The 26,407-nt window shown below is 32.0% G+C and carries 20 protein-coding genes, 1 tRNA gene and 2 pseudogenes; 13 read left to right on the forward strand and 10 right to left on the reverse strand.

The annotated features are described in order from the left end of the window. Nucleotides 1-79 precede the first annotated feature (79 nt). From ACQ0RB_RS11155 to ACQ0RB_RS11165, 3 genes are all read left to right on the forward strand, one after another. Nucleotides 80-2,617: a PIG-L family deacetylase gene (locus ACQ0RB_RS11155; protein WP_430498477.1), complete on the forward strand. Its 2,538-nt coding sequence runs from the start codon at nt 80-82 to the stop codon at nt 2,615-2,617. A gap of 103 nt (nt 2,618-2,720) precedes the next feature. Continuing rightward, nucleotides 2,721-4,421: a sodium:solute symporter gene (locus ACQ0RB_RS11160; RefSeq protein WP_262733832.1), complete on the forward strand. Its 1,701-nt coding sequence runs from the start codon at nt 2,721-2,723 to the stop codon at nt 4,419-4,421. Beyond that, nucleotides 4,405-5,391: a Gfo/Idh/MocA family protein gene (locus ACQ0RB_RS11165; protein ID WP_430498479.1), complete on the forward strand. Its 987-nt coding sequence runs from the start codon at nt 4,405-4,407 to the stop codon at nt 5,389-5,391. The genes ACQ0RB_RS11160 and ACQ0RB_RS11165 overlap by 17 nt, the downstream gene beginning before the upstream one ends. A 52-nt stretch (nt 5,392-5,443) precedes the next feature. On the opposite strand, the gene ACQ0RB_RS11170 is transcribed toward ACQ0RB_RS11165, so the two are convergent. Beyond that, complete coding sequence (locus tag ACQ0RB_RS11170; protein WP_262733835.1) at nt 5,444-6,289, reverse strand: DUF2911 domain-containing protein; 846 nt, start codon at nt 6,287-6,289, stop codon at nt 5,444-5,446. 224 nt (nt 6,290-6,513) lie between these two features. On the opposite strand from ACQ0RB_RS11170, the gene ACQ0RB_RS11175 reads away from it, so the two are divergent. After that, nucleotides 6,514-8,250 (forward strand): FG-GAP-like repeat-containing protein, encoded by a 1,737-nt coding sequence (locus tag ACQ0RB_RS11175; protein WP_430498482.1) that lies wholly within the window; start codon nt 6,514-6,516, stop codon nt 8,248-8,250. A gap of 68 nt (nt 8,251-8,318) precedes the next feature. Here the strand turns inward: ACQ0RB_RS11175 and murA are convergent, their stop codons facing one another. The 3 genes from murA to ACQ0RB_RS11190 form a co-directional block, all read right to left on the reverse strand. Continuing rightward, a complete protein-coding gene (murA, locus tag ACQ0RB_RS11180) occupies nt 8,319-9,635 on the reverse strand; it encodes a UDP-N-acetylglucosamine 1-carboxyvinyltransferase (protein ID WP_129761673.1) in 1,317 nt (438 codons plus the stop codon). A 6-nt stretch (nt 9,636-9,641) separates the two neighbouring features. Then, the gene (locus tag ACQ0RB_RS11185; protein WP_131508596.1) at nt 9,642-10,280 is read right to left on the reverse strand and encodes a DUF4290 domain-containing protein; all 639 of its coding nucleotides are present in this window, start codon (nt 10,278-10,280) and stop codon (nt 9,642-9,644) included. Nucleotides 10,281-10,366: 86 nt separating this feature from the next. Beyond that, nucleotides 10,367-10,660: a DUF493 family protein gene (locus ACQ0RB_RS11190; RefSeq protein ID WP_262733838.1), complete on the reverse strand. Its 294-nt coding sequence runs from the start codon at nt 10,658-10,660 to the stop codon at nt 10,367-10,369. 170 nt (nt 10,661-10,830) lie between these two features. Here ACQ0RB_RS11190 and ACQ0RB_RS11195 point away from each other — a divergent pair, with 170 nt between their 5' ends. From ACQ0RB_RS11195 to ACQ0RB_RS11215, 5 genes are all read left to right on the forward strand, one after another. Further along, complete coding sequence (locus ACQ0RB_RS11195; protein ID WP_134199911.1) at nt 10,831-11,370, forward strand: AAA family ATPase; 540 nt, start codon at nt 10,831-10,833, stop codon at nt 11,368-11,370. A 2-nt stretch (nt 11,371-11,372) separates the two neighbouring features. Then, complete coding sequence (locus ACQ0RB_RS11200; protein WP_430498485.1) at nt 11,373-13,271, forward strand: RecQ family ATP-dependent DNA helicase; 1,899 nt, start codon at nt 11,373-11,375, stop codon at nt 13,269-13,271. Between the two features lie 3 nt (nt 13,272-13,274). Beyond that, entirely contained in the window at nt 13,275-14,225 is a 951-nt protein-coding gene (fmt, locus tag ACQ0RB_RS11205) for a methionyl-tRNA formyltransferase (protein ID WP_430498487.1), read from the forward strand. A 195-nt stretch (nt 14,226-14,420) separates the two neighbouring features. Then, the gene (locus ACQ0RB_RS11210; RefSeq protein ID WP_129761679.1) at nt 14,421-14,693 is read left to right on the forward strand and encodes an HU family DNA-binding protein; all 273 of its coding nucleotides are present in this window, start codon (nt 14,421-14,423) and stop codon (nt 14,691-14,693) included. Nucleotides 14,694-14,818: 125 nt separating this feature from the next. Next, nucleotides 14,819-15,382 carry a YqgE/AlgH family protein gene (locus ACQ0RB_RS11215; RefSeq protein WP_129761680.1) on the forward strand — a complete coding sequence of 188 codons (564 nt, stop codon included), beginning with the start codon at nt 14,819-14,821 and terminating at the stop codon, nt 15,380-15,382. Here the strand turns inward: ACQ0RB_RS11215 and ACQ0RB_RS11220 are convergent. Together ACQ0RB_RS11220 and ACQ0RB_RS11225 are read right to left on the reverse strand one after the other, a co-directional pair. Beyond that, a complete protein-coding gene (locus ACQ0RB_RS11220) occupies nt 15,379-16,224 on the reverse strand; it encodes an aminotransferase class IV (protein WP_430498490.1) in 846 nt (281 codons plus the stop codon). The genes ACQ0RB_RS11215 and ACQ0RB_RS11220 overlap by 4 nt on opposite strands. 54 nt (nt 16,225-16,278) lie before the next feature. Next, nucleotides 16,279-16,671: an START-like domain-containing protein gene (locus ACQ0RB_RS11225; protein WP_129761682.1), complete on the reverse strand. Its 393-nt coding sequence runs from the start codon at nt 16,669-16,671 to the stop codon at nt 16,279-16,281. A 136-nt stretch (nt 16,672-16,807) separates the two neighbouring features. Here ACQ0RB_RS11225 and ACQ0RB_RS11230 point away from each other — a divergent pair. The 3 genes from ACQ0RB_RS11230 (at nt 16,808) to ACQ0RB_RS11240 (ending at nt 18,938) form a co-directional block, all read left to right on the forward strand. Continuing rightward, nucleotides 16,808-16,881 (forward strand) — tRNA-Met (locus tag ACQ0RB_RS11230). A 55-nt stretch (nt 16,882-16,936) separates the two neighbouring features. Continuing rightward, on the forward strand, nt 16,937-18,280 hold the full coding sequence (locus ACQ0RB_RS11235; RefSeq protein WP_430498492.1) for a tyrosine-type recombinase/integrase: 1,344 nt from the start codon (nt 16,937-16,939) through the stop codon (nt 18,278-18,280). Nucleotides 18,281-18,284: 4 nt separating this feature from the next. Continuing rightward, entirely contained in the window at nt 18,285-18,938 is a 654-nt protein-coding gene (locus ACQ0RB_RS11240; protein WP_430498494.1) for a hypothetical protein, read from the forward strand. 498 nt (nt 18,939-19,436) lie between these two features. On the opposite strand, the gene ACQ0RB_RS11245 is transcribed toward ACQ0RB_RS11240, so the two are convergent. Beyond that, entirely contained in the window at nt 19,437-19,619 is a 183-nt protein-coding gene (locus ACQ0RB_RS11245) for a hypothetical protein (protein WP_430498496.1), read from the reverse strand. Nucleotides 19,620-19,824: 205 nt separating this feature from the next. Here ACQ0RB_RS11245 and ACQ0RB_RS11250 point away from each other — a divergent pair, with 205 nt between their 5' ends. Further along, the gene (locus ACQ0RB_RS11250) at nt 19,825-20,997 is read left to right on the forward strand and encodes a hypothetical protein (protein ID WP_430498498.1); all 1,173 of its coding nucleotides are present in this window, start codon (nt 19,825-19,827) and stop codon (nt 20,995-20,997) included. A gap of 34 nt (nt 20,998-21,031) precedes the next feature. Here the strand turns inward: ACQ0RB_RS11250 and ACQ0RB_RS11255 are convergent, their stop codons facing one another. The 3 genes and pseudogenes from ACQ0RB_RS11255 to ACQ0RB_RS11265 all read right to left on the reverse strand — a co-directional run. Continuing rightward, nucleotides 21,032-21,718 (reverse strand): hypothetical protein, encoded by a 687-nt coding sequence (locus ACQ0RB_RS11255; protein WP_430498500.1) that lies wholly within the window; start codon nt 21,716-21,718, stop codon nt 21,032-21,034. Between the two features lie 1,816 nt (nt 21,719-23,534). Next, a pseudogene (locus tag ACQ0RB_RS11260) lies at nt 23,535-23,789 on the reverse strand (helicase-related protein); the annotation flags it as partial. Between the two features lie 645 nt (nt 23,790-24,434). Next, nucleotides 24,435-26,396, reverse strand: a pseudogene (locus ACQ0RB_RS11265) (DEAD/DEAH box helicase); the annotation flags it as partial. Nucleotides 26,397-26,407 lie beyond the last annotated feature (11 nt).

The raw sequence follows: 26,407 nt of genomic DNA on the forward strand, positions 1-26,407 counted from the left end.
CTCACACGTTAAAGAAACATTAAAACCAGCAAATGCGCTGGTTTTCTTTTTATATTTATTGCCCACAAACCAAAAAACCATGCATAAAAAACTACTGTTTTCTTTTTTAGCAATTGCAATTTCTTCTTACTCAACGTTTGCTCAACAACCTAAAAAGCCTAATAGTTCAGAAATATACGAATCCATACAAAAACTTAATTTTTTAGCTTCGGTACTCTACGTTGCTGCGCATCCTGACGATGAAAACACACGCTTAATTTCTTATATGTCCAACCACTTAAAAGCACGTACTGCTTACCTATCCTTAACACGTGGCGATGGTGGTCAAAACTTAATTGGACCCGAAATACGCGAACTTCTTGGAGTTATTAGAACACAAGAACTTTTAACTGCTCGTCGTATTGATGGTGGCGAACAACGTTTCACCAGAGCTAACGATTTTGGGTACTCCAAACATCCTGATGAAACCCATGAAATTTGGAACAAAAACGAAGTGTTAAGCGATGTTGTACTTGCTATACGCCAATTTCAACCAGACGTTATCATTAACCGTTTTGACCATAGAAGTCCTGGTAGCACACATGGCCATCACACAAGTTCTGCAATGCTTAGTGTTGAAGCTTTTGATTTAGCAAACAACGCGTCAGTTTATCCAGAGCAATTAAAAACAGTTAGTCCATGGCAACCAAAACGTCAATTTTTTAATACTAGCTGGTGGTTTTATGGTAGTCAAGACGCTTTTGAAAAAGCCGATAAAACCAATTTATTATCCATTGATACTGGAGTGTATTTTCCGTTAAACGGATTGAGTAATCCTGAGATTGCTGCACTTAGTAGAAGTCAGCACAAATCACAAGGTTTTGGGAGTTCTGGTAGTAGAGGCGAACAAATGGAATATATCGAACTAATTAATGGTTCGTTACCAACTGACAAAACCAATATTTTTGATGGTATTGACACTTCATGGAATCGTATTAAAGGCGGAAAAGCCATTGGAGACATTCTTTATCAAGTTGAAAAAGACTACGATTTTTCAAACCCTTCGGCATCCATTCCAAAGCTTGTTGAAGCCTATACCTTAATTCAGGATTTAGAAAATGAGCATTGGAAAACTATAAAATCTGAAGAAATCAAAAACATCATTGCTAATTGTGCTGGTTTATTTCTTGAAGTTGTTGCTAATTCTAACCACGCAACAGCAAATTCTAAAGTGCCACTTTCTATTGAAATGATTAACAGAAGTGACGCAAACATTATGTTTACTGGCTTACAACTAAAAGATAGCGAAAGAAAAAAACGCCTTTATAAACGCTTTCCTTTAAAAGATAATATTGAAGAAAACCTTAAAGATACTATTCTCATTTCTTCGCGTCAACTACCAACTACACCATATTGGTTAACAAAAAAAGGTACTTTGGGCATGTACAAAGTTGAAGACAAAGCGTTAATTGGGCATCCTGAAACACCTAGAGAATATACAGCAACTTTTAAATTAGAAATCAACCAAACACCTATAGAATTTACAAGACCTATAGTTTACAAAACCAACGATCCTGTAAAAGGTGAAGTTTATAAACCTTTTGAAATTATCCCTGAAGCCTCTGCTAAAGTATCTGAAAAGGTTATCATTTTTGAAAACGATCAGCAAAAAGACATTCAGGTTGTGGTAAAATCAGGAAAAGATAATCTTGAAGGTTATGTACAAATTGCACATCCACAAGATTGGAACATTTATCCTGAAAAACAAAAAGTATCAATTGCAAATAGTGGTCAGGAGCAAACATTAGTATTTACTGTTGTACCTCCTAAAAACCAAAGCGAAGGACTAATTACGCCAATGGTTCATGTTGGTGACCAAGTATTTACTAGAGAGCTTATTGAGATTGATTACGACCATATTCCGTTTCAAACTGTATTACTTCCTAGTGAAAGTAAAATTGTAAGATTAGACATTAAAAAGAGAGGTGAAAACATCGCTTACATTGAAGGTGCAGGTGATGTAGTTCCTGAAAGCTTACAACAAATAGGTTATAATGTAGTGATACTAAAACCTGAAGACATTAACACAGAAACCTTAAGCAGGTTTGATGCTGTTGTAGTTGGTATTAGAGCTTACAACACAGTTGAAGACTTAAAATATAAACAACAAGAACTGTTTGATTATGTGGCTAATGGTGGAAACATGATTGTACAATACAATACCAGCAGAGGATTAAAAACCAACAATTTAGCACCTTACAAATTACAATTGTCTAGAGATCGTGTTACTGATGAGTTTGCTGAAGTTACGTTCTTAAACCCTGAACACCCACTTCTTAATTACCCTAATAAAATCACTACAAAAGATTTTGAAGGTTGGACTCAAGAGCGTGGGCTTTATTTTCCTAATGAATGGGCTAATGAGTTTACACCTTTGCTTTCAATGCACGACAAAGGAGAAACTGCTAAAGAAGGCAGCTTACTCGTAGCAAAGCATGGCAAAGGGTATTACATTTATACAGGATTAAGCTTTTTTAGAGAGTTTCCTGCTGGAGTTTCTGGTGCTTACCGTTTATTTGCCAATATGCTTTCTATTGGAAAAGAAGATATTTCAACCGAAGAAAGTTTAAAAAACTAATGGAACAAGACAACTACAAATGGCAAAAAATGTACACCTTAATTTTGGTAGCTAATGCCTTGTACATTTTGTTTTTCTACTTAATTACACAAGCTTACTAATTATGCAAACAATAGACTGGATTGTACTTTCATTAACCCTTTTTACTATTGTTTTATATGGTACTTGGCAAACTCGTGGTAGTAAAAATGTTGAAGATTACATAAAAGGTGGCAATACTGCACATTGGTGGACTATTGGACTCTCTGTAATGGCAACACAAGCAAGTGCTATTACGTTTTTATCAACTCCTGGTCAAGCATTTAATGATGGCATGGGCTTTGTTCAATTTTATTTTGGACTTCCTATTGCTATGGTTATTATATGCATGGTGTTTATTCCATTATACCATCGACTTAAAGTATATACAGCTTATGAGTTTTTAGAAAACAGATTTGATTTAAAAACAAGAACTCTAACAGCAATACTCTTTTTAATACAAAGAGGTTTAGCTGCAGGAATAACCATTTTTGCACCTGCTATAATCTTATCGGTTGTATTAGGTTGGAATCTGCTTTTACTCAATATCATTATTGGTGTGTTGGTAATCATCTACACAGTTACAGGTGGTACAAAAGCTGTAAACGTGACTCAAAAACACCAAATGCTAGTTATTTTCTCAGGAATGATTGTCGCTTTTATTTTAATCATCAATAAGCTACCAGAAGATATCACCTTTAGCAATGCCATAGAAATTGCAGGAGCTAGTGGCAAAATGGATGTTTTAGATTTTTCATTCGATCTTAATAACCGTTATACCTTTTGGAGTGGAATTATTGGAGGTACGTTTTTGATGCTCTCCTATTTTGGAACAGATCAAAGTCAAGTACAGCGTTATCTTTCAGGAAAATCGGTTAAAGAAATGCAATTAGGACTCATTTTTAACGGCTTGTTAAAAGTACCTATGCAATTCTTTATTCTATTGGTTGGTGTTATGGTGTTTGTGTTTTATCAGTTTAATGAAGCGCCTTTAAATTTTAACCCTTTAGCAACTGAAACCGTTTTAAATTCAGAATATGCAGAAGACTACAAGCAACTTCAAACACAGCAACAAGAACTTTTTCATGTTAAAAAGGAAGCTATTAATTCGTTTAATACTACGGGAAAGTCAATTTCAAAATCTACAATTGCCAACTTCAATACCGAAAATGACAAACTAAGAGCCGAAGCAAGAGTTTTAATTGATAAAGCTGCTGAAGCCAAAAACCTAAAGATTGAAAGTAATGATAAAGACTACATGTTTATTTCTTTTATCTTGAAGAACCTTCCTCGTGGTCTTATTGGGTTGTTGCTTGCTGTAATTTTAAGTGCTGCAATGTCTAGCACTTCTAGTGAACTCAACGCATTGGCATCTACAACAACTATCGATTTATATAAACGAAATGTAAGTGAAAAATCTGAAGCTGAAATGGTAAAAGCCTCAAAATGGTTTACTCTAGCTTGGGGATTAATGGCAATAGGTGTAGCATGTGTTGCTAATTTAGCCGAAAACCTCATTCAGTTGGTAAACATCATTGGTTCTATTTTCTACGGAAATGTGCTTGGTATTTTCTTACTTGCTTTTTTCTTTAAACACGTTAAAGGAAATGCGGTTTTTATTGCTGCATTATTAACTCAAGTTATTGTTATTGCTCTGTTTTTCTTAAACCATTTTAGCCTTATCAACCTACCGTATTTATGGTTAAATTTTGTAGGTTGCCTTATTGTTATTGTATTAGCATTAGGTATTCAATTGAATCAAAAAACACATGTCACAACAAACTAAAACCATACGCTGGGGAATTATTGGTCTTGGAAAAATAGCCAATAAATTTGCCCAAGATATTTTAACTATTGACAATTGTCAATTATATGCTGTGGCTTCCCGAAGCCAAGAAAAAGCTAACGAATTTGCTAAAACTTATAATGCCGAAAAAGCGTACAACAGTTATGAAGATTTAGCTAAAGACCCAAATATTGACGCAGTTTATATTGCGACTCCTCATGCGCTCCATAAAGAAAACACCATATTATGTCTAAAAAATAAAAAAGCGGTGTTATGCGAAAAACCTTTTGCTATGGATAAAAATGAGGTTGAAGACATGATTACAATAGCAAAAGAAAACAATGTACTACTCATGGAAGCCCTATGGACGTATTTTTTACCACATTACAAATTTGCACTTCAACACCTTGAAAATAAAACCTTTGGTAACATCACAAAATTAGAAGCTGATTTTGGTTTTAAACCAACAGTTGACATGAACTCTCGTGTGTTTAAAAAGTCGTTAGGTGGCGGAAGTCTTTTAGATATTGGTATCTATCCTATTTTTGCAGCATTGTCTACTCTAGGTCAACCAAATACCTTAGAAACCAATGCTACTTTTTTTGAAAATGGTGTAGATTCATCTTGTACAATCACTTTTGATTATGATAATTCTATAAAAGCGCATTTAAAAAGCACACTTTTAGAAAAAACACCCACTGAAGCTATATTTTATTGTGAAAACGGAATTGTAAAAATAAACAGTCGTTTTCAAGAGCCTTCGACTGTGAGTTTAATTCCTAATGAAGGCAAAGAAGAACATTTCGATTTTGGATATACTACCAACGGTTATAATTTTGAAACCATACACTTTAACCAATTACTTAGAGATGGAAAAACAGAAAGTGATGTTATGTCGTTTGAATTTAGTAAAACTCTAATTACAATGTTAGATACTGTAAGACAAAAAATAGGTTTACATTATGAATAAAAAAAAGCGCAACAATTGTTGCGCTTTTTTTAGTATTATTATTGGTTTACAATTACATTGCTCCCCATTCTTTTAATGAGTCTGTATTCATTTTCACATAATCATCATTTCCTGCTTCTTTGGCTGCAGCTAAAGATTTTTTTGCTGCTTCAATAGCTCCTTTTTTATCGCCTGCAGCAGCATAGATTAACGACTTTTTTCTTAATTGCCAAAATCTAGGAGTTTCTGTCAAAGACATTGATTTGTCTATCCACTCTTTAGCTTTATTAATATCTTTACCTTCTTCTAAATAATAAACAGCAGCTGCATAATAATCATTAGCACTTGGTCCATTCATTACTCTGTCAATAGAAGAAGTTACTTTTGTATCTGTTGGTACAGTAAACGGTACAGCAGCATAAGTTTTTTCCCAAATAAACTCTAATGCAGCACCACTATTTGATATTTGATTAACATCAATTGTATACGTTTCAACATTAAATGGTACTTCGTAAGTTTTAACAGTAGTTTTAGCTGCTACTTTAGCATCATCCCAATTTTGAGGATTTCCCCAGTTATTTGTATCAGTGTAGAAAAATACTTCCCAAGAACCTTTCATAGGCTTAACAAAAATAGCATAAGAACCAGCCTTAAGTGTTTGTCCATCAATAGTAACATCATCACTAAATGTCACCATTGTATTTTTATTAGCTCCTGCTCTCCAAAGTTTATCATAAGGTACTAAATCTCCAAAAATAGCTCTTCCTTTTACTCCTGGACGAGAATACTCTAGAGTAACATCAGTTAAACCAACCTTTTGTTCAAGCTTACTAGCAGGACTAGATTGTGGTGTTTCAATTTGAGCATTTACGCTAAATGTAAACGCAATTGCCAAAGTGAGTAGTAATAGTTTTTTCATTTTGATTAGATTTTGATTAGAATTAATGTATCGCTTTTAAAAAATTAAAATTACAAATTAGAAAGCCCTCTAGATGTTAATAAAACCTTAAATTAAAGTACAAAGCAACCATCTTGACCACAAAAAAAGACTAAACATTCTACAAACTTTTAAAGAACAAATTAACTAACAACTAGACAATTATATAATAAAAACACTATATTTAATCACAAAAAAATCTCATCATGATAAAAAAATTACTTTTAAGTAGTATACTACTTTTTCCTTCTATTTATTTCGCACAGGTAACATTTACTAATGCAACTTCAAATCTGGTAAATCCTAATTTAACAAGTGGAGTAGCCATAGGAGTTTGCGATATGAATGGAGACGGTTTAGATGACATCATTAGACTGGATGATGCTAGATATCTTCAAATAGAATACCAAAACACTAATGGAGTATTTACCAGATTAAACTACGGTAATTTAGCTGGTAGTGGTAATGAATGGGGACTTTGTATTGCCGATGTCGATGAAAATGGCTATAACGATATTTTTACAGGAGGAGCTTACAATGGCAAAAAGCTATTAATTGCAAATTCAACTGGAACAAATTACACTTCAAATTCATTAAGTGGTTCAAATATTTTCATTCAAAACCTTAATTTTATTGATATTGACAACAATGGTACAATTGATATTTTTGCTTGTCATGATGAAGGTGTTTCATCTGCTTACAATAATGATGGCAATGGCAATATGACACAAGATAATGCTGGTTTAATAAATGCTGTTTCTACGATTCCTTCTGATAATTCAGGTAATTATGGTTCTATTTGGGTTGACTATGATAATGATGGCGACCAAGACCTTTACATCTCAAAGTGTAGACTTGGAGTAAGTAACCCAAACGATGGTAGACGTGTCAACTTATTATTTCAAAATGATGGCAGCGGTAACTTTACCGAAGTTGGTGTCGCAGCTGGTTTAGTGCCTTATGCACAATCATGGTCAGCTAATTTTGAAGACATAGACAACGATGGCGATTTAGATTGCGTGTTAATAAACCATGATGTTAGCAGTATTATATACGTAAATAATGGTAACGGTACGTTTACAGATATAACTGCAACTTCTGGGATTGCTACAGAGTTAAACGATTTAGGTAGTGGAGGAATTCAGGTTATTATGGAAGATTTTGACAATGACACTTTTATTGATCTTTTTATCACTAGTAGATATGCTTCTCATGCACTATTTAAAAACAATGGCGACCTTACTTTTTCAAAAATGCCATCACCTTTTGGTTTAGGCAATGACAATATACAAAGTGCTGCTGTTGGAGACCTCAATAATGATGGTTTTATTGATGTTGTAGCTGGTTTTGCTATAGGCTATAACAGCCCAACAAACGACCCAGACATTTTATTCTACAACAATGGAAACTCTAACAATTGGAGTGAAATACGTTTACAAGGAGGCCCAAGTAATATTAATGGTATTGGAGCAAGAATAGAATTACATACCGCTACTGGTATTCAAATTAGAGAAGTACGTTCGGGTGAAAGCTACGGAACTATGAACTCACTAATGACACATTTTGGTTTAGGAACACAAACTGCAATCACTAAGATAGTTGTTAAGTGGCCTTCTGGTATCGTTGATGAGTTATTTAACCCTAACATTAATGAATCTATATTAATTATTGAAGGTGCAACACTTGGAGACAATCAATTTACTAATACTGATATTAAAATTTATCCTAATCCAACAAAAAACAATGTAACTATTGAAGGCTTAAAAGATATTACTAATGCCTCTTATTCAATCTTTGATATTTCAGGGAAAATGGTAAAAAACAATAGCATGTTTTTTAACAATGAAGCTACTATAAATTTATCTAGTTATGATAGTGGTGTATACTTTGTACATCTTAAAACTGATAGTAAAAAACTTGTTTATAAGGTTGTAAAAGAATAACCTTGTATAGATACATACAAAAAAAGGCTTCGAAATTTCGAAGCCTTTTTTATACTTATATTTTAGGTTTAGTTACCTTCTACTCTAGTAATTTTTGCACCAATTGCTCTTAAGCGTTCATCAATATTTTCATAACCTCTATCAATTTGTTCAATATTATGAATTGTAGATGTTCCTTTAGCTGATAAAGCTGCGATTAATAACGACACTCCTGCTCTAATATCTGGCGATGTCATAGTCGTTGCTTTTAATGTAGATTTAAAATCATGACCAATAACAGTTGCTCTATGTGGATCACATAGTATAATTTTCGCTCCCATATCAATCAATTTGTCCACAAAAAACAATCGGCTTTCAAACATTTTTTGGTGTACTAATACACTACCTCTAGCTTGTGTAGCCACTACCAAAACAATACTTAATAAATCTGGTGTAAACCCAGGCCATGGTGCATCAGCTACAGTAAGTATTGAACCATCAATGTAACTTTGTATTTCGTAACCATCTGTATGCGCTGGTATATGAATATCATCTCCTTGTTTTTCAACAGTAATACCTAGTTTTCTAAATACATTAGGTATTTGTCCAAGGTCATCCCAACTTACATTAGTAATGGTCAACTCACTTTTTGTCATTGCAGCAAGTCCAATCCAGCTTCCTATTTCAATCATATCAGGAAGCATTCTATGTTCAGTTCCTCCTAAGCTATCAACACCTTCAATAGTTAACATATTAGAACCTACTCCAGTTATCTTTGCTCCCATTCTATTAAGCATTTTACAAAGCTGTTGTAAATAAGGCTCACATGCTGCATTGTAAATTGTAGTAGTCCCTTCGGCTAAAACTGCAGCCATAACAATATTTGCTGTTCCTGTTACTGAAGCTTCATCTAAAAGCATATAAGTACCTTTTAGTTTTTCGGCTTCAACACCATAGAAATAGTCTTCGCGATTGTATCTAAATTTTGCACCTAAGTTTATAAAACCTTCAAAATGGGTATCTAATCTACGTCTACCAATTTTATCACCTCCCGGTTTAGGAATATATCCTTTTCCAAAACGTGCTAAAAGTGGACCTACAATCATAATTGACCCTCTTAAACCTCTACCATCTTCTTTAAACTCGGCAGATTCAAGATATTTTAAGTTAACCTCATCTGCTTTAAACGTGTAAGACCCAGAACCTATTTTGTTGATTTTTACACCTAGCTTTTTTAATAATGCGATAAGTTTATTGACATCAACTATATCTGGTATGTTATTAATAGTTACTTGCTCTGGAGTTAGTAAAACTGCGCATAAAATTTGAAGTGCTTCGTTTTTTGCGCCTTGAGGTTGTATTTTTCCTTTTAATTGGTGACCTCCTTCAATTACAAATGTACCCATGAAATGTTAGTAGCGTTTTCTGTTACGATTAGAATTACTTTTTTTGTGTCCTTGTTTTTTAGAATACTTCTTTTTACCTCTCATTAAACTTGTTGAGTCCGAAAGGTCTTCATCACTATTCTTAAGGTTTATTTTACCACCTGAAAGTTCAAATAAATGATCAAAAATTACATCGTCTTCAACTGTATCTTTGTTCCAGTTTAAGAAGCATTTTTTCATGTGGTTTGCAATGGTATAGATTAAAGCGTCTTTTAGCTCTCCTTCTTCCCATGTATTAGCAACGTCAATCATCGTCTTTATATTGTTTCCATAAAAACGATATTTAGGATGATTTTGAGGGTATGTTAAAGGCTCTGGTCTTGCTTGCAACTCATCTTTTGATGGTTGTGGATATGGCGAATCAGCATCTAGCTCAAAATCGGCCATAATAAATAATTGATCCCAAAGTTTATGTTGAAAATCTGGTACGTCTCTTAAATGAGGTTGCAAATTTCCCATTACAGATATAATGGCTTTTGAGACTTTATTGCGCTCTTCTTTTGTTGGAAGTTCTTTAGCGTAATTAATCATTTTCTGCAAGTGCCTTCCATATTCCGGAATGATTAAATGCTCACGCTCTGTATTGTATTCTAAATCGTTTATCAAAATAAGATATAGGTATTTTATTACTGTGCATGTAGTTGTTTATGCACTAGCGCAAAATACAAAAAAATAATTAGTTCTATCTTAAATTATAATGAAATTACGCCTTCTACTTTTTCGGTAACTTCCTTGTATTTTGCAATAACAGCATCAGGATCTCTCATCAATAAATTAATCGAAACACTAGTATATTTACCGTTTTTAGATTCAATAGTATTTATAACTGCTCCCATATTATCAAAAAGCGCTTCTATTTCAGCTATTTTATCTAGTTCTGATTTTACTATAAATTTATATAAATACTCTGAAGGCCAACTAGCTGTATCGTATAATTGTTCTCTTAATTTGTTATAAAATTCCTCTGTTCTTTTATCTTCTGCCATAGTTTTCATTTAAGAATGTAAAAATACATTTTGCATTACTTTATTCTGTTATATTTTTTAGGTAATTGCTGCTTCAAAAATATTATGCAATTAAACCTTTGTTTTGTTAAAAAATAATTATTTTCGACCAAAACACATTATACGCTTTATATAGCTAAAATCTTGCCAATTTGAGTACGAAAACAATTGTTATTACTGGAGGACCAGGTACAGGAAAATCTTCTATAATTAACGAACTAAAAGAAAGAGGATATACTTGCTTTGATGAAATTTCGCGTCAAGTAACACTTGAAGCTAGAAAAAATGGTGTAGAGCAACTATTTTTAACTGAACCTTTACTATTTAGCGAGCTTCTTTTAAAAGGTAGAATTAAGCAGTTTGAAGATGCAAACGCTCACAGCTCCAATACTATTTTTCTTGATAGAGGTATACCTGACATATTAGCATATATGGACTATATTGGTGACACGTATCCTGAACCCTTTATTGAGGCTTCTCAAAACCTTGTCTACAATCATGTTTTTGTTTTAGCACCTTGGCAAGAGATTTTTATTAGCGATGCTGAACGCTACGAAAACTTTGAGCAAGCAGTAGAAATACACAAACATTTACTAAACACTTACAAAAGATTCAACTACAATTTAATTGATGTTCCTTTTGGTCCTATTGAAGAAAGGGCTAACTTTATACTAGAGTTGTTAAATTTATAGTGATGCAACATCCTATAACCATACTTGAACATTATTTTAACCACACTAGTTTTAGACCACTGCAAGAAGACATCATTAATGCAGTACTAGATAATGAGGATACTTTTGTATTACTCCCTACTGGTGGAGGAAAATCTATTTGTTTTCAAATTCCTGCGCTTATTAAAGACGGTATTTGCATTGTTATTTCTCCATTAATTGCCTTAATGAAGGACCAGGTTAATGCACTTAACCAAAAAGGAATAAAAGCAATGGCTTTAACAAGTGGCATTTCTTATGACAGACTAGATACGCTTTTAGACAATTGCATTTATGGCAACTATAAGTTTTTATACTTATCTCCTGAACGTTTGCAACAACAAATTGTAAAAGATCGTATACAGCAAATGAATGTAAACCTAATTGCTGTTGATGAAGCGCATTGTATTTCGCAATGGGGAAACGACTTTAGACCTGCTTATAAAAACATAAGTATTTTAAGGCAATTACATCCTTCTGTTAATATTATTGCACTTACAGCTACTGCAAAAGCAAACGTTGTTGATGAAATTATAACCGAACTGGATTTTATTTCACCAAAAGTATTTAAAGCCTCATTTAGTCGTCCAAACATTTCGTATCAAATCATTGAAACCGAGGACAAGTATTATAAACTTGAGCAAGCTTTACAAGCCAATAAAGGATCGTCGATTGTTTATGTAAGAAATAGAAAAGCGACCGTTGAAGTAAGTGAGTTTTTAGCAAAAAAAGGATTTAGTTGTACTTTTTTTCATGGTGGTATAAATACTAAAGAAAAGCAAGACCGTTTGTACCAATGGACCAACAATGCGGTTGAAATAATGGTTGCCACAACAGCTTTTGGAATGGGAATAGACAAAGCCGATGTAAAAAATGTTATCCACTTTAATTTACCAGAGAGTCTTGAAAGTTATTATCAAGAAGCAGGTCGAGCAGGAAGAAATGGTGATGATGCTTATGCAATTTTATTAAAAACAAATGCCGATGAACAACATTTAAGAAATCAATTTTTAAAAACATTACCATCAATAGACTTTATAAAACTGGTATATAGAAAACTATGCAATTACTTTCAAATCTCTTATGGCGAAGGTGAACAAACCCAGTACCAGTTTAGTTTTGTCAATTTCTGTAAAGCTTATGACTTTAAATCTTCATTAACCTTTAACGCTTTACAAATACTAGACAGAAATAGTGTAATTAGCTTATCGCAACAATTCAATTATAAAACCAAACTACAATTTATTGTAAGTAATGCTGCGTTGTTCAATTATCTTGAAACTCATGAAAAGCAAGCTGTAATTATAAAATCTATACTTAGAACTTATGGCGGAATTTTTGAACATTTACTTAATATTAATGTTTCAATAATCGCCAAAAAAGCATCAACTACAGAAGAACACGTTCTTAAAGTATTAAGCCAACTTAAAACCGATGAGATTGTAGACTTTCAATATTCAAACACTGATTCTGAACTTACTTTTCTACAACCTAGAGAAGATGATAAAACCATAAACAGGATTGCTGCAAATATTGAAAAACAACATCAACTAAAGCACGATCAAATTGAAGCTGTTTTACACTATACAAATACTAATTCTGTATGTAAAAACATTGTATTGCTGAATTATTTTGGCGAGAAAACCTCAACTAATTGCGGAATTTGTTCAGTATGCAAATCCAAAGAAAAATCTAAACATTCAACAGATACTAAATCCGTTAAAAATGGTATTATTGTTGCTTTAAAAGAACAAGACTTGTCGTCAAGAGCATTGATAGAATTGCTTCCGTTTGATGACTCCGAAATATTACACACTTTAAAATTATTGTTGGAGCACAACATTATAAGCATTACTCCAACAAACACATATAAATTAAATTAATCTATGACTGAAAAGTTACGAATAGTATTTATGGGAACTCCAGATTTTGCAGTTGCCACTTTAAAAACTTTGGTTGAACACAATTACAATATTGTTGGTGTAATTACTGCACCAGACAAACCTGCTGGCAGAGGACGAAAATTAAACGAATCGGCAGTAAAGGTATATGCACAATCACAAAACCTTAATGTGATGCAACCTACAAATTTAAAATCTGAAGCTTTTCTAGATGAGTTAAAAGCGCTAGATGCTAACCTTCAAATTGTAGTTGCTTTTAGAATGTTACCAGAAGTGGTTTGGAGCATGCCTAAATATGGAACGTTTAATCTCCACGCATCATTACTTCCTAATTACAGAGGTGCAGCTCCAATACATTGGGCTATTATTAATGGTGAAACTAAAACTGGTGTTACCACCTTTTTTATTGATGAAAAGATTGACACAGGAGCTATGATTCTTCAAAAAGAAACAACTATTTCTCCAAACGAAACTGTAGGTCAATTACATGACAAGCTAATGAGTATTGGCAGTGAATTGGTTATTGATACTGTTAAGCAGATTGAAAATAATGAAGTTACTACAACTATTCAACCTAAAAATGATAACCTAAAAACAGCCTACAAGCTTAATAAAGACAATTGTAAGATTGACTGGACTATGCCTTTAGATGCTATTTATAACAAAATACGAGGTCTTAATCCGTTTCCTTCTGCTTGGAGCTTTTTAGAAAACAACGGAGAAACTGTTAGTGTTAAAATTTTTGAAGTTGAAAAGGAGCATACAGTACATTCAAATACTTTTGGTTCACTAAAAATTGACCATAACAGCTTAAAAGTTTCAGTCAAAGACGGTTACATTATTATTAAAGAAATTCAGCTTCCAGGAAAGCGAAAAATGGATGTAAAATCATTAATAAATGGATATTCATTTAATGACGACGCTAAAGTGCTGTAAACCCTTATATTTACTGATATATTAAAAACATCGATAAAAAGCACCTTCTTTATTAACAAATTCTCAAAGTTATTAACAAAAAATTGCATTTCCCTTGCTATTACTTGCGTGAATGGATATTCCGTATAAATTTGTACGAGGATTAACAATAACGTTTAACCCAACTATTATTTTAATAATTAAAAATTTAAATTTATGAACAAAACAGATTTAATCAATGGAATGGCAGAAAACGCTGGAATTACTAAAGCTGCTGCAAAAAAAGCATTAGATTCATTATTAATTGATATCGAAGGATCTTTACAAAAAGGTAACAGAGTTTCTTTAGTAGGATTTGGTTCTTGGTCAGTTTCTAAAAGATCTGCTAGAGAAGGAAGAAACCCTCAAACAGGACAAACAATAAAAATAAAAGCTAAAAACGTAGTAAAATTTAAAGCTGGTTCAGATTTAAATAATGCTATCAACTAGTATTTTAATTTCTTTAAAAAAAGCCCACTCCCTAAAAGTGGGCTTTTTTGTTTTATAGAGTTTCCTAGTCAAAATGTTGGTTTTTATTAAAATATGTTTTAGTTTTAATACAAAATCATTTGCCTATGATTACTTTAAAGCCCGAAAAAGGATACTTACTCATTGCCGAACCTTCTATTATTGGTGACATGTCGTTTAACAGATCAATAATTTTACTTGCTGATCATGGAGATGAAGGCTCTATTGGTTTTATTTTAAACAAGCCACTGCAATACAAACTAAAAGACTTAATAACAGACACTGACGCCAATTTTAAGATTTACAATGGTGGACCAGTAGAACAAGACAACTTATACTTTATCCATAAAGTTCCTGACTTAATACCAGACAGTATTGAGATTTCTTTAGGAATATATTGGGGAGGAGATTTTGAAGTTGTTCTAGACCTTATTAATAATAACAAGCTTAAACCCTCTGATATTAAATTCTTTTTAGGTTACTCTGGTTGGGAACCTAACCAACTAGATATGGAGTTACAATCTAACTCTTGGGTAGTTTCAATGAACATGTATAAAAATGGTATTATTGAAAAAAGCTACGATAATTTCTTTTGGAAAGAAAAAATGCTAGAGTTAGGTGGTGACTATTCTATTTGGTCCAATGCACCTGAAAACCCTAGTTACAACTAAGATAGTCTTACCTTAATATTTAATTTTTCAACCAGTAAAGTAGCTACATCAGCTGTGAAACTTTTCTTTCTATAATTGGTTATAGGCTGTATTCCTGTGATTACGTTTGTTGTAAACAGCTCATCTGCTTTTTGAAGCTCAAAAGGAGAAATTGATGCTTCTAAAAGCTCGTAATCTTCTAGTTTTGTAATTATCTCAATAAGTTGTTTTCGCATTATTCCTTTTAAGCAACCATCTTCTAGTGGTGGTGTTTTAATGGTTTTTCCTTTTACTAAAAACAAGTTTCCATTAAGTGCTTCAACTACATTTTTATTGGTATTAAGCAGTAAGCAGTTTTCAAAACTGTTTTCTTGAGCGTAAATACTTCCTAAAACATTAATAATTTTATTATTTGTTTTTATAGTATTTAGTAAACCAGGAGACATATAGTAGTCTTTAAACAAATCGACAGTATAAGGTTTTGTATCTATAGTGTAAAACTCGTTTTCTAGTTCATCAACTACAATACTGTAATTTATGTTTTTAGTAATTGGTGTATACTTACCTCCTTCTCCTCTATCAATGTTTAATCTAACGCGAGCAGCAGACTTTGCTAAACCATTTACTGAAATTGTCTTGATAATTTCCTGCTCTAAAAATTCCATTGTAAACTCCATAGGAATTTCCATACGCAGAATACGCATAGAAGCCATAAGTCTAAAATAGTGATCTTCCCAAAAAAATATTTTGGAGTGCACCACTTTTAATGTTTCAAAAAGTGCGTCTCCATACTTATAACCTCTATTTTCTAGTGTTATATTTACTTCGTTTTGGTCTAAAATAGTTCCGTTTAAATTAACCATAAAAAAATCCCGATTAAAAATCGGGACAAATATATCAATTATAAAAGTGTTTGTCTAAGCAGAACCTAAAACTTGTTTTAAATCTGAAATTTGATTATCCCAAAGCATTTTGGCTTCGTCAATTTCATCTTCTTCAGTAAAATCTGTCACAATCAAAGACACGTCTTTAGTTATTTCATCTACTTGAATTTTAATTTCAAAAAAATATGATGCTCCATCTTCATCGTCACTCATCCATCTAAATTTAATACGCTCGCCACTTTTTTTACTTAACATTTTTGCTTTCTCCTCACTACCATCCCAAATAAAGGTATATATTTCTCCTCTAGAATTTACATTATCAGCAAACCATTCAGATAATCCTGAAGGCGTTGAAATATATTGATATAACAACTGTGGAGACGCGTGAATAGGGAATTCCATTTCAAACTTAATCTTTTCGTCCATAGGTAAATTTAATTATAGTGCTCAATATATACATTAATTGTTTAGTTTAAAAACTAATTTTTAAAAAATATTTTAAGTGTATTATGTTTGTTGACATTAATTTTGTTTTTATATTTGCAGCCGCATTAGAGCAAATGGCGAGGTAGCTCAGTTGGTTAGAGCGTCGGATTCATAACCCGGAGGTCTCGAGTTCAAATCTCGATCTCGCTACAAAATGTTAAATCAAAACAAATCAACGGTTTAGTTCACACTAAACCGTTTTTTTATGTGTATTATTTATGAATTAATTACCTTAGAGTTTTCAAATGAACACGATTTAGAACACGAATTGGAACACAAAAGAAAATTTTCAACTCCTAAAATTTTTGATGCTAATGGCGATTTAAAGAAACGTTGGTACGTTTATTTCTCATATCGAGACCCAAATACAGGAAAAATGAAACGAATGAAAAACATCTATGGTGGTGTTAATAAATTCAAGACAAAAGCTGAGCGTTATAGTATTTTAAGTCTTTATCGCAAACGGCTAATTTACTTCTTAAAACAAGGCTACAATCCTTTTGAAGACAACACACAGTTATATAAAAAACATACCCAGTTCAAGAAAAAAGAAAAGGAACATATTTTAGAAGAAAAACTCATTTCGAAACCAACAGTTTCTGAAAAACAAGTTCCAGCTAAGGAAATCGGCAAAGCACCAAAGCCTAAGTCACCAAAGGTTTTAAAAGCATTTGAGCGCGCAATAGAACTCAAGACCAATGTCATCAAAGAGAAATCACTTGAAGACTATAAATCACGTATTTTTGCACTTGAAAAATGGTTAAAAAAACATCATAAAGATGTCACACATGTTGAGCATATAACTAAAAAACATATTATAGAATATCTCAACGAGGTACAACTACGTTCATCCGCTAGAAACAGAAACAATTATAAAACTGTTTTTAGTGCTATTTTTCAAGTTCTTGAAGACAATGATATCATTGAAAAGAACTTTGTAAAAAGTATTAAATCATTAAAAACTAATCCAAAACGTCACAAAACTTATACTGATAAGGAGCAAGAAGCCATTTTTAAGCACCTTAAAGATAAAGACCCTTTACTTCTACTTTATATTAAATTTATTTCTTACAATTTTCTGAGACCGTTAGAAGTGTGTAGACTTCGAATTAAGGATATTAATATTGAAGAAAAGACTTTAAAGTTTGAGGCCAAAAACAAATTGTTAAAGACAAAACTAATCCCAAGTATTTTATTTGACGAATTACCTGATCTTTCACGATTCAATCCTAATGATTTATTATTTACACCCAAACAAATTGGTGGTGATTGGGATGCAACTGAAATCAATAGAAGGACCCACTTTGGCAAACGTTTTTCAGAAATAAAAAAGGAACTAGGTTTTACTAATAACTATAGTTTGTATAGTTTTAGGCATACATATATTACAAGATTATATAGAGCTATGGTCAAGGACTCCTCACCATTTGAAGCTAAAAGTAGGTTGATGTTAATTACAGGACATAGTGCTATGGCTGCTTTAGAAAAGTATCTAAGAGACATTGACGCAGAGTTGCCAAAAGATTATTCAGATTTATTAAAGCCGTAAAAGTATGCATAGAAAAATAGAAGAACTTATTGCCAGTGTTAAACAACCACTACTCTTTTTCATACCTAAGTCTAGTATTGAGAAATTTACTTCTATAAATTTGAATAATTTTGAAACTCACGATGTATTAAATAGGCTGTATATTTTCGCAACTGATGGTCGAGTGATACAAATTAAAAATGACTATGACTATTTACAGATATTGAAAAAGGAAAAAATCCTAAAATCAAACTTGTTTGAATTAATACAATTAAAATCAACTTTAGACAAGTTAGCTTTTGATTTTTTTATCAATGAATATTACAAGGAAGTTGCAACTTGGACTTTTACCACTGAAATTATTAAAAATGAAGCTGCAAATCATGCTAAAAATTATAATATCAGTTCACAGGAATATCTAAATTACCAACATAACATATTAAAAAAGCATTGCAACGACGTAGTACAACATTTTGCAACAATTGATAACCAACCTAAGCAAACCAACCGAATATTAAACCTACCTACATTTAATAATAAATTAGTTGTAGAAAAAAGTAGTACCACAACCACCCAAAAATCATCACTTAACAAAAAAGAAGATAAAACATTAATAAAACCTACAGAACAAGAGATCGATACATTCCTATTACAAAATGTATTTAATGTGAATTTATAGCCTACCTCTAAGTAGTTGCACTACCATTACTTCCATTCTATTAGATTTTCAGTAATTAATTGGTTCCATAATTAAAAAGTTGTACAACATAACTGAGAAGTTGCACCACCACCTCAACAATTACTGCATTTACTAAATTATCGAATAAAATGCTGTACCACCAACTAACTAAATGGTTGCACAACTACAAAAGACGAGTTTATTTTTGATCGAAATTCAAGGTTAAATCGGACTGCTTACTTTTTAAATGCGCTACAACCAACATAAAAAGTTGCACTACTATATTAAAAACTACAACTTTTATTTCAAAATAAATAAAATGTTGTACTACCCGAACACAAAAACATATATTAATCAACAATTAAAATATATTTGAAGTTAACAAAACTAGTTTTTGTAACTTGAACTTACAGCTACAAAAAAATCTGATTAACAGGTAATCGATTTATTAAAATCTATTGAGAGCCAAGTTACAATTGTTTACTCCATTAATAAATATTAAAATGGTAACATATCAAAATAAAGCTTTCCATTTGATTCCTTTATTTTAACATAGATTCGGCTATGCTTATGGTAATTATCATAGAAACAGTAATGCTTGTAACCCTCATCTTCCCATTCTGGATTTTCAATTTTTAATTGTAGCTTACCATTAGATCGCTTGTATGCAGATTTAAGCATAATGGTAAAAAACTCATAGAACCTCAACTTGTTTGGAAAAGTTGTTTCTACATTTTTGGATAATAGATAATATAGGAAAATACGCGGTTTATTCTTTAAAACCGCTATAACCAAACTCTTTTTAATTAGATTAAATGAATCCACTTATTCTTTGATAATAGAAAATTTAATAAATTTAAAAGATAAGTATTATTTATAATATCAAATGAGTGGAACATTAATACAATGGGAATATAAAAAAAAGAATGATTCTTTTGGAAGTAATTTAATAAGGCTTAATAATTTAGTTGTTTTTGAAGATGATCATTCCCTATATGCTATTGACCTAGATACTAGAGAAGAAATCTGGAGTTATCGAGATGGGCATTCTGTCACATTAATGGGGAATAGACTTTTTTTCTTAGAAAAAAATTACCTGTTAGAAATTGATTTCAATTCAGGAAAAATTTTAAGTAAAAGAAAGTTCGGAGAGGAGTATTTATTGAATTTAAGAATAGTTAAAAGTACACTCTCTTTCAATACATCAAAATTTAAATATTATTTCAACATTAATGACCCTGATAAAGTAAAAAAAATCAGTGGTCCATGGGAAGGACCAGATTATAGCAAATTAAGTGAAGATTATCTTTTTGATAATGGAGGTAAATCATTACTTATTTATTCATTTAATCCCTTCAGTAAAGCCCATAAATTAAAATGTGGAAGTTCAATAACCAGTAATATTTTTTTAATTGATAATCAGGTTTATGTTGGTTGTGAAGATGGTTCAATTCATGAATTTGATTTAATATCCAATGAACATATAGTAATTAAACATAAATTTAAAAAAACAGATGATCTAGAATTCATAGATGTTCATAGACTCATCATCTCAGGTAATAAACTTATCACTTGTAGCCTACTAGGTTTTTTAACAGTAAGGGATAAATATTCAAAAAGGATATTGTGGGAATTGAATTGTGAAACTCAAATCCATTCTATTGAAATTCAGGAAGACCTTATTATAATTGGAACACCTTTTGTTTTTTATATTATAAATATTGAGAATGGTTTTATTGAATGGAAATACGAAAATTATGATCGATTTGATGGAAATTATGTTAATACTGGAGGTCTTTTGATTTGGGCTTTGGAAGACGAAAGTGAAATAATCAAATATTATAAGGTGGAGAGAAGTAAAAAATCAAGAGAGTATAGTAGAATCACATATTATAAAAACCAATTGTTTTTTCTCAACGATTATAATAAACATGAAGAAGAAGTCGTTGGATGGGACGATGAATACAATACAGCACTATATGATATGTGGGAATCTAGGCATACATCACTAGCCGCATTAGAGGTTAATTTGGAGACAGAAAATATAACTTCTGAGTAGCTTAGCTTAATATCATTTCCTTTAATCACTCGCTCTAGTTAGTGAAAGACTTAACTATTAATATGAGTGAAAGTATTATGATTACAAGGCCGAATACCCAAACATTCTTTTTAAGTGATCTTTGGTTGATTTTAGATAATTCAAATTCGGATTTTACTGTTTCACTATTTTTTTTGAGTTCATCCAGTAAGACTCTTTCTGAATTGGCAATAGATGATTGCATGTTTTGAATACCTAAATTTATGGCGCTAACGGTATTGTCTAATTTATCCAATCTGTTAGGAAAATTTACACTTTCAATTGTTTTTGTAAGGCTCTCTACCTTGTTTACAAACTCACTATATAGTGTTAGATGAGATGCTATTTCTTCACTATTCTTCTGGTGTACTTTTTGGTTTTCTTCAACATTATCATTTAAAGCGTGCTTTATCTCTTCAATAGCTTTTTCTGTGTTCTGAACCAATTTGGAATTGGCTTCTTTATTATTTAACAACTGTTCTTTAAACACGTTATCATGCCCTTGAAGCACCTTTTTATTTTCCGAAGTTAAGGCTTGTAAATGCCCTTCATATTTATCTTGAAGGTCTGACATTGCATCAATTACTGATTTACCGATTGTCTTTACTTGTTCTATCTGCTGTGATGCGCTATCTAATTTTTCAAGCTGTTCTTGTAAAGCTACAAGGCCAGCATGTAAATCGTTGGTATTTTTATCTGTCATAACCTATAAGGAATTTATTATTGAATTGTATTAGCCACTCTTTATGATAATTAAAATATAGTTGTTCTATAAAGGTATCCATAACTTTTGCAACCTCAACTGGATCGTTTGAGAATTTCATAGTTAAGTCCCTAAATCTCTCTATATTATCTATAATTTCATTAAACTCTACTCGTGGTTCTATTTTTAAAAAGGACTCCACACCTTTAAAAAATGAGGTTTTTGTTTCTTCATATAAGTTTGCATTATCACCATAGCCCAACGCAAACAATGTAAAGGCTTTCAATAGTAATAAGGCTCCATTTTCAGGATTTGAACGTAGAAGTCGTAAACAAGCCCCTCTTAAGTGTTTAATGTTATCTTTTTCTCCTCCTCTATCTATTTCAATTGCTTTGATGAACTTCCAAACCACATTGAAATCGAAATCTCTTCCAAAATTCGTGTCTTCGGATAAAGAATATGGTTCTTCTTCGCCATCCACTTCGATTGTATAATCATTTTTAGCATATTTGGAATTGAAGTATAGAAATATGAAATCTTTTAACTCTTCATTTCCATTTTCTTGCAGACCTATTTTACACGCCAATATCATATCGTCAATCGCTCTTAACCGCTTTGTTTCTACCTCACGATAAATAAAGTCTGTTAAAAATCCTAAACACTTTTGGATCTCGGTATTCCCTTTATATTCTTGTACTTTTTGTATTTCTTGTTTAGCTCTGCTTTCTGAATAGTATCGCTTTATGTATTCAAATAACGCTTCGATATACTCACCTTCATTTTTCTTGGTTACTTTTAATGTGTATGTTTTTAAATTATAATCTACCGTATAATCATCAATAACGCCAATTGACATTAACCTAAATAATGCTTTATCGGTATCGTCTTTTCTTCTTGGACTGTAAAACAGTGTTTTTCCTTTATCTACTCTATCAGCGTCTATCGTATCAATTTGTAAATCAGGTCTCTTTGCTATGAGGTTTTTAATAAATTCAGAATAATCAGAACAGTGACATTCTTGAACATTATTCTCATTTATGTTAGGATGTAAAAGTGATTGAAGCTTACGTGTTAAGCTTTGGAAATAGACTTCTTTATCTGCATATCTATTAGAGAAATTAACTTCTATAGCTGGATTTACTTCCTGACCAATTTCACAATCCACTAATCGTTTTTCAATACCTGGTTGTGCCGTACGATCCTGTGTACTGTTTAGCCAGTTAATAAGCAATTTTGAATTGTTATAATCTGGGAAGTTTGATTGAATTAAATCTTTAGCAACATCCAAAATTTGTTTTGCTTCTTCTTGTTCAAAAGTGGTGAAATTATAAGAATAATTAAATGTATTAAGGTTAATAGCACCTACTCTGTTTCTAAAATTAGTATTTACGTTTAACCAATTTTGATTAACTCTAATATAAACATCTAATTCTCCTGTAATTTCTTCAATTTCTTCGGCAAGATTAAAGGTTACTCTTTGACTTGGATAGGTAATCTTATTAAGTAGCTCAAAGATCATCACCTTTTCTTTGTCTTCTCCCTTAAATGAGTTGTTGTGAAAATAAGCAAGGTTGTCTCTATCTAAATTTTTAATAATGATTGCGTCATTAAATGCTACATTTTGAGATAAATCCTCTATGTCTAAATTTTCACATAATACTGGAATATCCTCCTTTAAAAATTGATTTCCTTTTAACAACCTTAACTTATTGAAGATTTCTTCTGATACTTTTTCTTTTATTTCATCATAAAATTCAGTTTCAAAAGACACAATTTGTTGTTGGTTAAAGAGTATGGAATTTAACGCTAATTTCCTGTCTCTTCCTGCTCTTCCTGCTTCTTGTACAAAACTCTCAATAGACCCCGGATAATTGAAATGTATGGTATAACGCACATTGGGCTTATCGATACCCATACCAAACGCTTTGGTAGCTACCATTATGCCCTGTTGATTATTAATGAATTTATATTGATTGGCAAATGATTTCGCTTCAATTTCCTTGCCTACTTTCTCTGCATCATCTGAAGAGCCCATGAACATCCCAACTTTGATGTGAGACGCCTCACGCATTATTTTATCCGCGATTCCTTTTCGTCTATCTAAAGGCACTCTAACAGGATTTCCGTTATCATCTTTAATTATTTCTCCTCTACGGTGAATTATATTACCATAATCATCATACTCATCTTGATCATACTTATCCTCTTTAAACTGGTCAGTTACCCCTTGATACCAACTTTTATGTGGGGTGAATACAATACCTGCATTTTGATATAAAACGCTATTGTTTTCTTTGGTAGGTTGAAAGAATGTAGTGGTATTAAAATTTTCAATTTTTATATTTACGTCATCCCTTTGTGATAGATCGTTTACCCTCTCCAGTGCTTTTTCTTTAAGAAAATTGATTTGGTCATTAAAACCCGATAATTTAACAGGAATCTCATCAAGTAATGCAATCAGCTTTTCTTGTTTTGCTTCTGCTATTTTATTTTTCACCCCTGTTTTTAAAGGGGTTATTGAAAACTCTAAAGATTCGCCATTAGGAAGTGTTTTTGTAAAGGTCTCTTCTCTTTCAAAATTCACCTCAACATTAACCACATTGTATTGAAGTTCGTCTCTGTTACTGTTTTCAAAACGAACAATAGCTTCCGTATCCAAATCTGCTCTTCCATTACCAGACAATTCTCTTTCAACATCTGACAGCACATCGTAAGAGGCTGTAGCTGTTAGTCCAAAAACTGGCAGTAACTTATTAGGATACTCTTTTGTTTTACAATGCTCTATTGCGTTTTTACCTAAACTTAAATACGAGGTCCTGAAATCATGTCCCCATTCTGAAACACAGTGTACCTCGTCAATGACACAATAGCTAAAAAACACTTGATTATTGTACATGGCATCAAGTGCATCCCTAAAACTTTGAATTTGTAATCTTTCTGGTGAAATGAAACTAAATATGACTTCACCATCTGTTAGCTGATTTGTTGCAATTTCTTTTTCAAACCTATCTAATTTCGAATTAATGAAATTACAGGCATCAATATTAATTTTAATTAAACTATCGAACTGATCCTGCATTAAAGATTTAATGGGATCAATTGTCATGGTAACACCTGGTTGCATCATAGAAGCCAGTTGATAGGTTAAGGATTTACCTCCTCCTGTAGGCAACAAACCTATTACGCTTTTCCCTTGTAATGCTCTATTAAGTATTGGTAGCTGTCCTTTTCTGAAGTCGTTTTTTCGAAATATATTTTGAACAAAATACTTTAAATGTTCGCAAGCTTCGTTATAATTTTCATAGACATCATTATCCAGTTTTTTTGTAAGCTTCCTATATTTAATGGTATTAGAGGTTAAAATTGTTCTTTTAGAATCAATATAATGCACACTTCTTATTTTAATCCAGTTGCTGTGTGACTGTACTTTATTGGCCTCTAACTGTGAGCGACGCAACATAGATATATCTATAAATAAGTCGAAATTTGAAGTGTTTTGAATGTCATTTTCCAAAACCACCTTTTGATTTAAGTGTAGTTTTGAGTTTTTAAACTCCTTTGTAGATATTACCGTTAGATTGATTTTTGGAAAGTGGGTTTCTCTAATCGCTTTATCGCTACTCATTTGGAATAGCTTTGTTATTGTAGTTTTAAGGTCTTTTATCGCAACTACTGCACAAGGTATGTCTCTTTCAAAAACTGCTATGTTCCACTCTTTAACCTCAACACTTAAAACTCCTGAAATTAATTGATCAACTATTGTTTTTTGAAGCCTTGCTATTGCAAATGGTGCCAATGTCTGCTCTAAAATCTCTCTCCACTCATCCTTATTTAAAGATTTATTTGCATTTTCTTCAATAAGCGTTAAATAGTCACTTATGTCTTTATTTTGTTTATGTAGCCAAGGGATAATTGTATGCTCCTGTAGATTTTCAACACGTAAGGTTTCCCAATTGTTTAACTGTGAGTTATTATCACGGTAATTGTCCAATATTTTTTGAGAAAAAGCTGCGTGGTATTTTGCTCCATCAATTTCAATTATAGCACCTATATTTTTACGATATCCCGTTTTATCCTCTCCATATTTTTTATAGGCAAATGCATTTTTATAAGGTATTTCTATTGCAAAATCAACTTGTTGCCTATTGAACTCATTTGCTCTTTCTAAAGGCACAATAGTATCTATTGCTCTTTGTGGTTGGAATACTTGATTTAAATAACTTGCTTTTTTACTGTTTAAATAATTGAATAGGAATTGTTTTTCAAAATTACTACCCAAAAGCTGTGTGTTGTAATTTGTCTCATCATACCGTAATCTTGGATCAATAAGATGCAGTGCACTGTACACCTGGTCATTATTTTTACCACTAACAGGGTTATAGGCAATAAATCCTAATTGCTTTGCTAAATTAGAGTTATCCTTTTGTTGTTGCCCATACAACTCACCAAAGGTTTCTTCAATATAAATTGAGGGTTTGGTTGGTAAGCCTCTTACAATTTGATTGTGTATAACTTTAAAATAAGCTTCATATTTAGATTCATTTATTGCTTCGGGTATGTTTGATTCTGTATCAAAGCAGGACAAGTACTCCAATAAGCCTTTTATCCTGTTGCTATCAAATTCTTTCAGTTGTTTTTGAATTCCTTCTAATATGTAGCCTGCTTTTTGTTGATGCATTCTGTTGTATT

It is taken from the genome of Gaetbulibacter sp. PBL-D1, assembly GCF_050509525.1.
Classification (GTDB): domain Bacteria; phylum Bacteroidota; class Bacteroidia; order Flavobacteriales; family Flavobacteriaceae; genus Gaetbulibacter_B; species Gaetbulibacter_B jejuensis.

Bases quoted from the DNA above. Each gene is read 5' to 3' on its own strand.
- ACQ0RB_RS11155 (WP_430498477.1), top strand. From the start codon at position 80: ATGCATAAAAAACTACTGTTTTCTTTTTTAGCAATTGCAATTTCTTCT.
- ACQ0RB_RS11160 (WP_262733832.1), top strand. From the start codon at position 2,721: ATGCAAACAATAGACTGGATTGTACTTTCATTAACCCTTTTTACTATT.
- ACQ0RB_RS11165 (WP_430498479.1), top strand. From the start codon at position 4,405: ATGTCACAACAAACTAAAACCATACGCTGGGGAATTATTGGTCTTGGA.
- ACQ0RB_RS11170 (WP_262733835.1), bottom strand. From the start codon at position 6,289: ATGAAAAAACTATTACTACTCACTTTGGCAATTGCGTTTACATTTAGC.
- ACQ0RB_RS11175 (WP_430498482.1), top strand. From the start codon at position 6,514: ATGATAAAAAAATTACTTTTAAGTAGTATACTACTTTTTCCTTCTATT.
- murA (WP_129761673.1), bottom strand. From the start codon at position 9,635: ATGGGTACATTTGTAATTGAAGGAGGTCACCAATTAAAAGGAAAAATA.
- ACQ0RB_RS11190 (WP_262733838.1), bottom strand. From the start codon at position 10,660: ATGGCAGAAGATAAAAGAACAGAGGAATTTTATAACAAATTAAGAGAA.
- ACQ0RB_RS11200 (WP_430498485.1), top strand. From the start codon at position 11,373: ATGCAACATCCTATAACCATACTTGAACATTATTTTAACCACACTAGT.
- fmt (WP_430498487.1), top strand. From the start codon at position 13,275: ATGACTGAAAAGTTACGAATAGTATTTATGGGAACTCCAGATTTTGCA.
- ACQ0RB_RS11210 (WP_129761679.1), top strand. From the start codon at position 14,421: ATGAACAAAACAGATTTAATCAATGGAATGGCAGAAAACGCTGGAATT.
- ACQ0RB_RS11215 (WP_129761680.1), top strand. From the start codon at position 14,819: ATGATTACTTTAAAGCCCGAAAAAGGATACTTACTCATTGCCGAACCT.
- ACQ0RB_RS11220 (WP_430498490.1), bottom strand. From the start codon at position 16,224: ATGGTTAATTTAAACGGAACTATTTTAGACCAAAACGAAGTAAATATA.
- ACQ0RB_RS11225 (WP_129761682.1), bottom strand. From the start codon at position 16,671: ATGGACGAAAAGATTAAGTTTGAAATGGAATTCCCTATTCACGCGTCT.
- ACQ0RB_RS11235 (WP_430498492.1), top strand. From the start codon at position 16,937: ATGTGTATTATTTATGAATTAATTACCTTAGAGTTTTCAAATGAACAC.
- ACQ0RB_RS11240 (WP_430498494.1), top strand. From the start codon at position 18,285: ATGCATAGAAAAATAGAAGAACTTATTGCCAGTGTTAAACAACCACTA.
- ACQ0RB_RS11245 (WP_430498496.1), bottom strand. From the start codon at position 19,619: ATGCTTAAATCTGCATACAAGCGATCTAATGGTAAGCTACAATTAAAA.
- ACQ0RB_RS11250 (WP_430498498.1), top strand. From the start codon at position 19,825: ATGAGTGGAACATTAATACAATGGGAATATAAAAAAAAGAATGATTCT.
- ACQ0RB_RS11255 (WP_430498500.1), bottom strand. From the start codon at position 21,718: ATGACAGATAAAAATACCAACGATTTACATGCTGGCCTTGTAGCTTTA.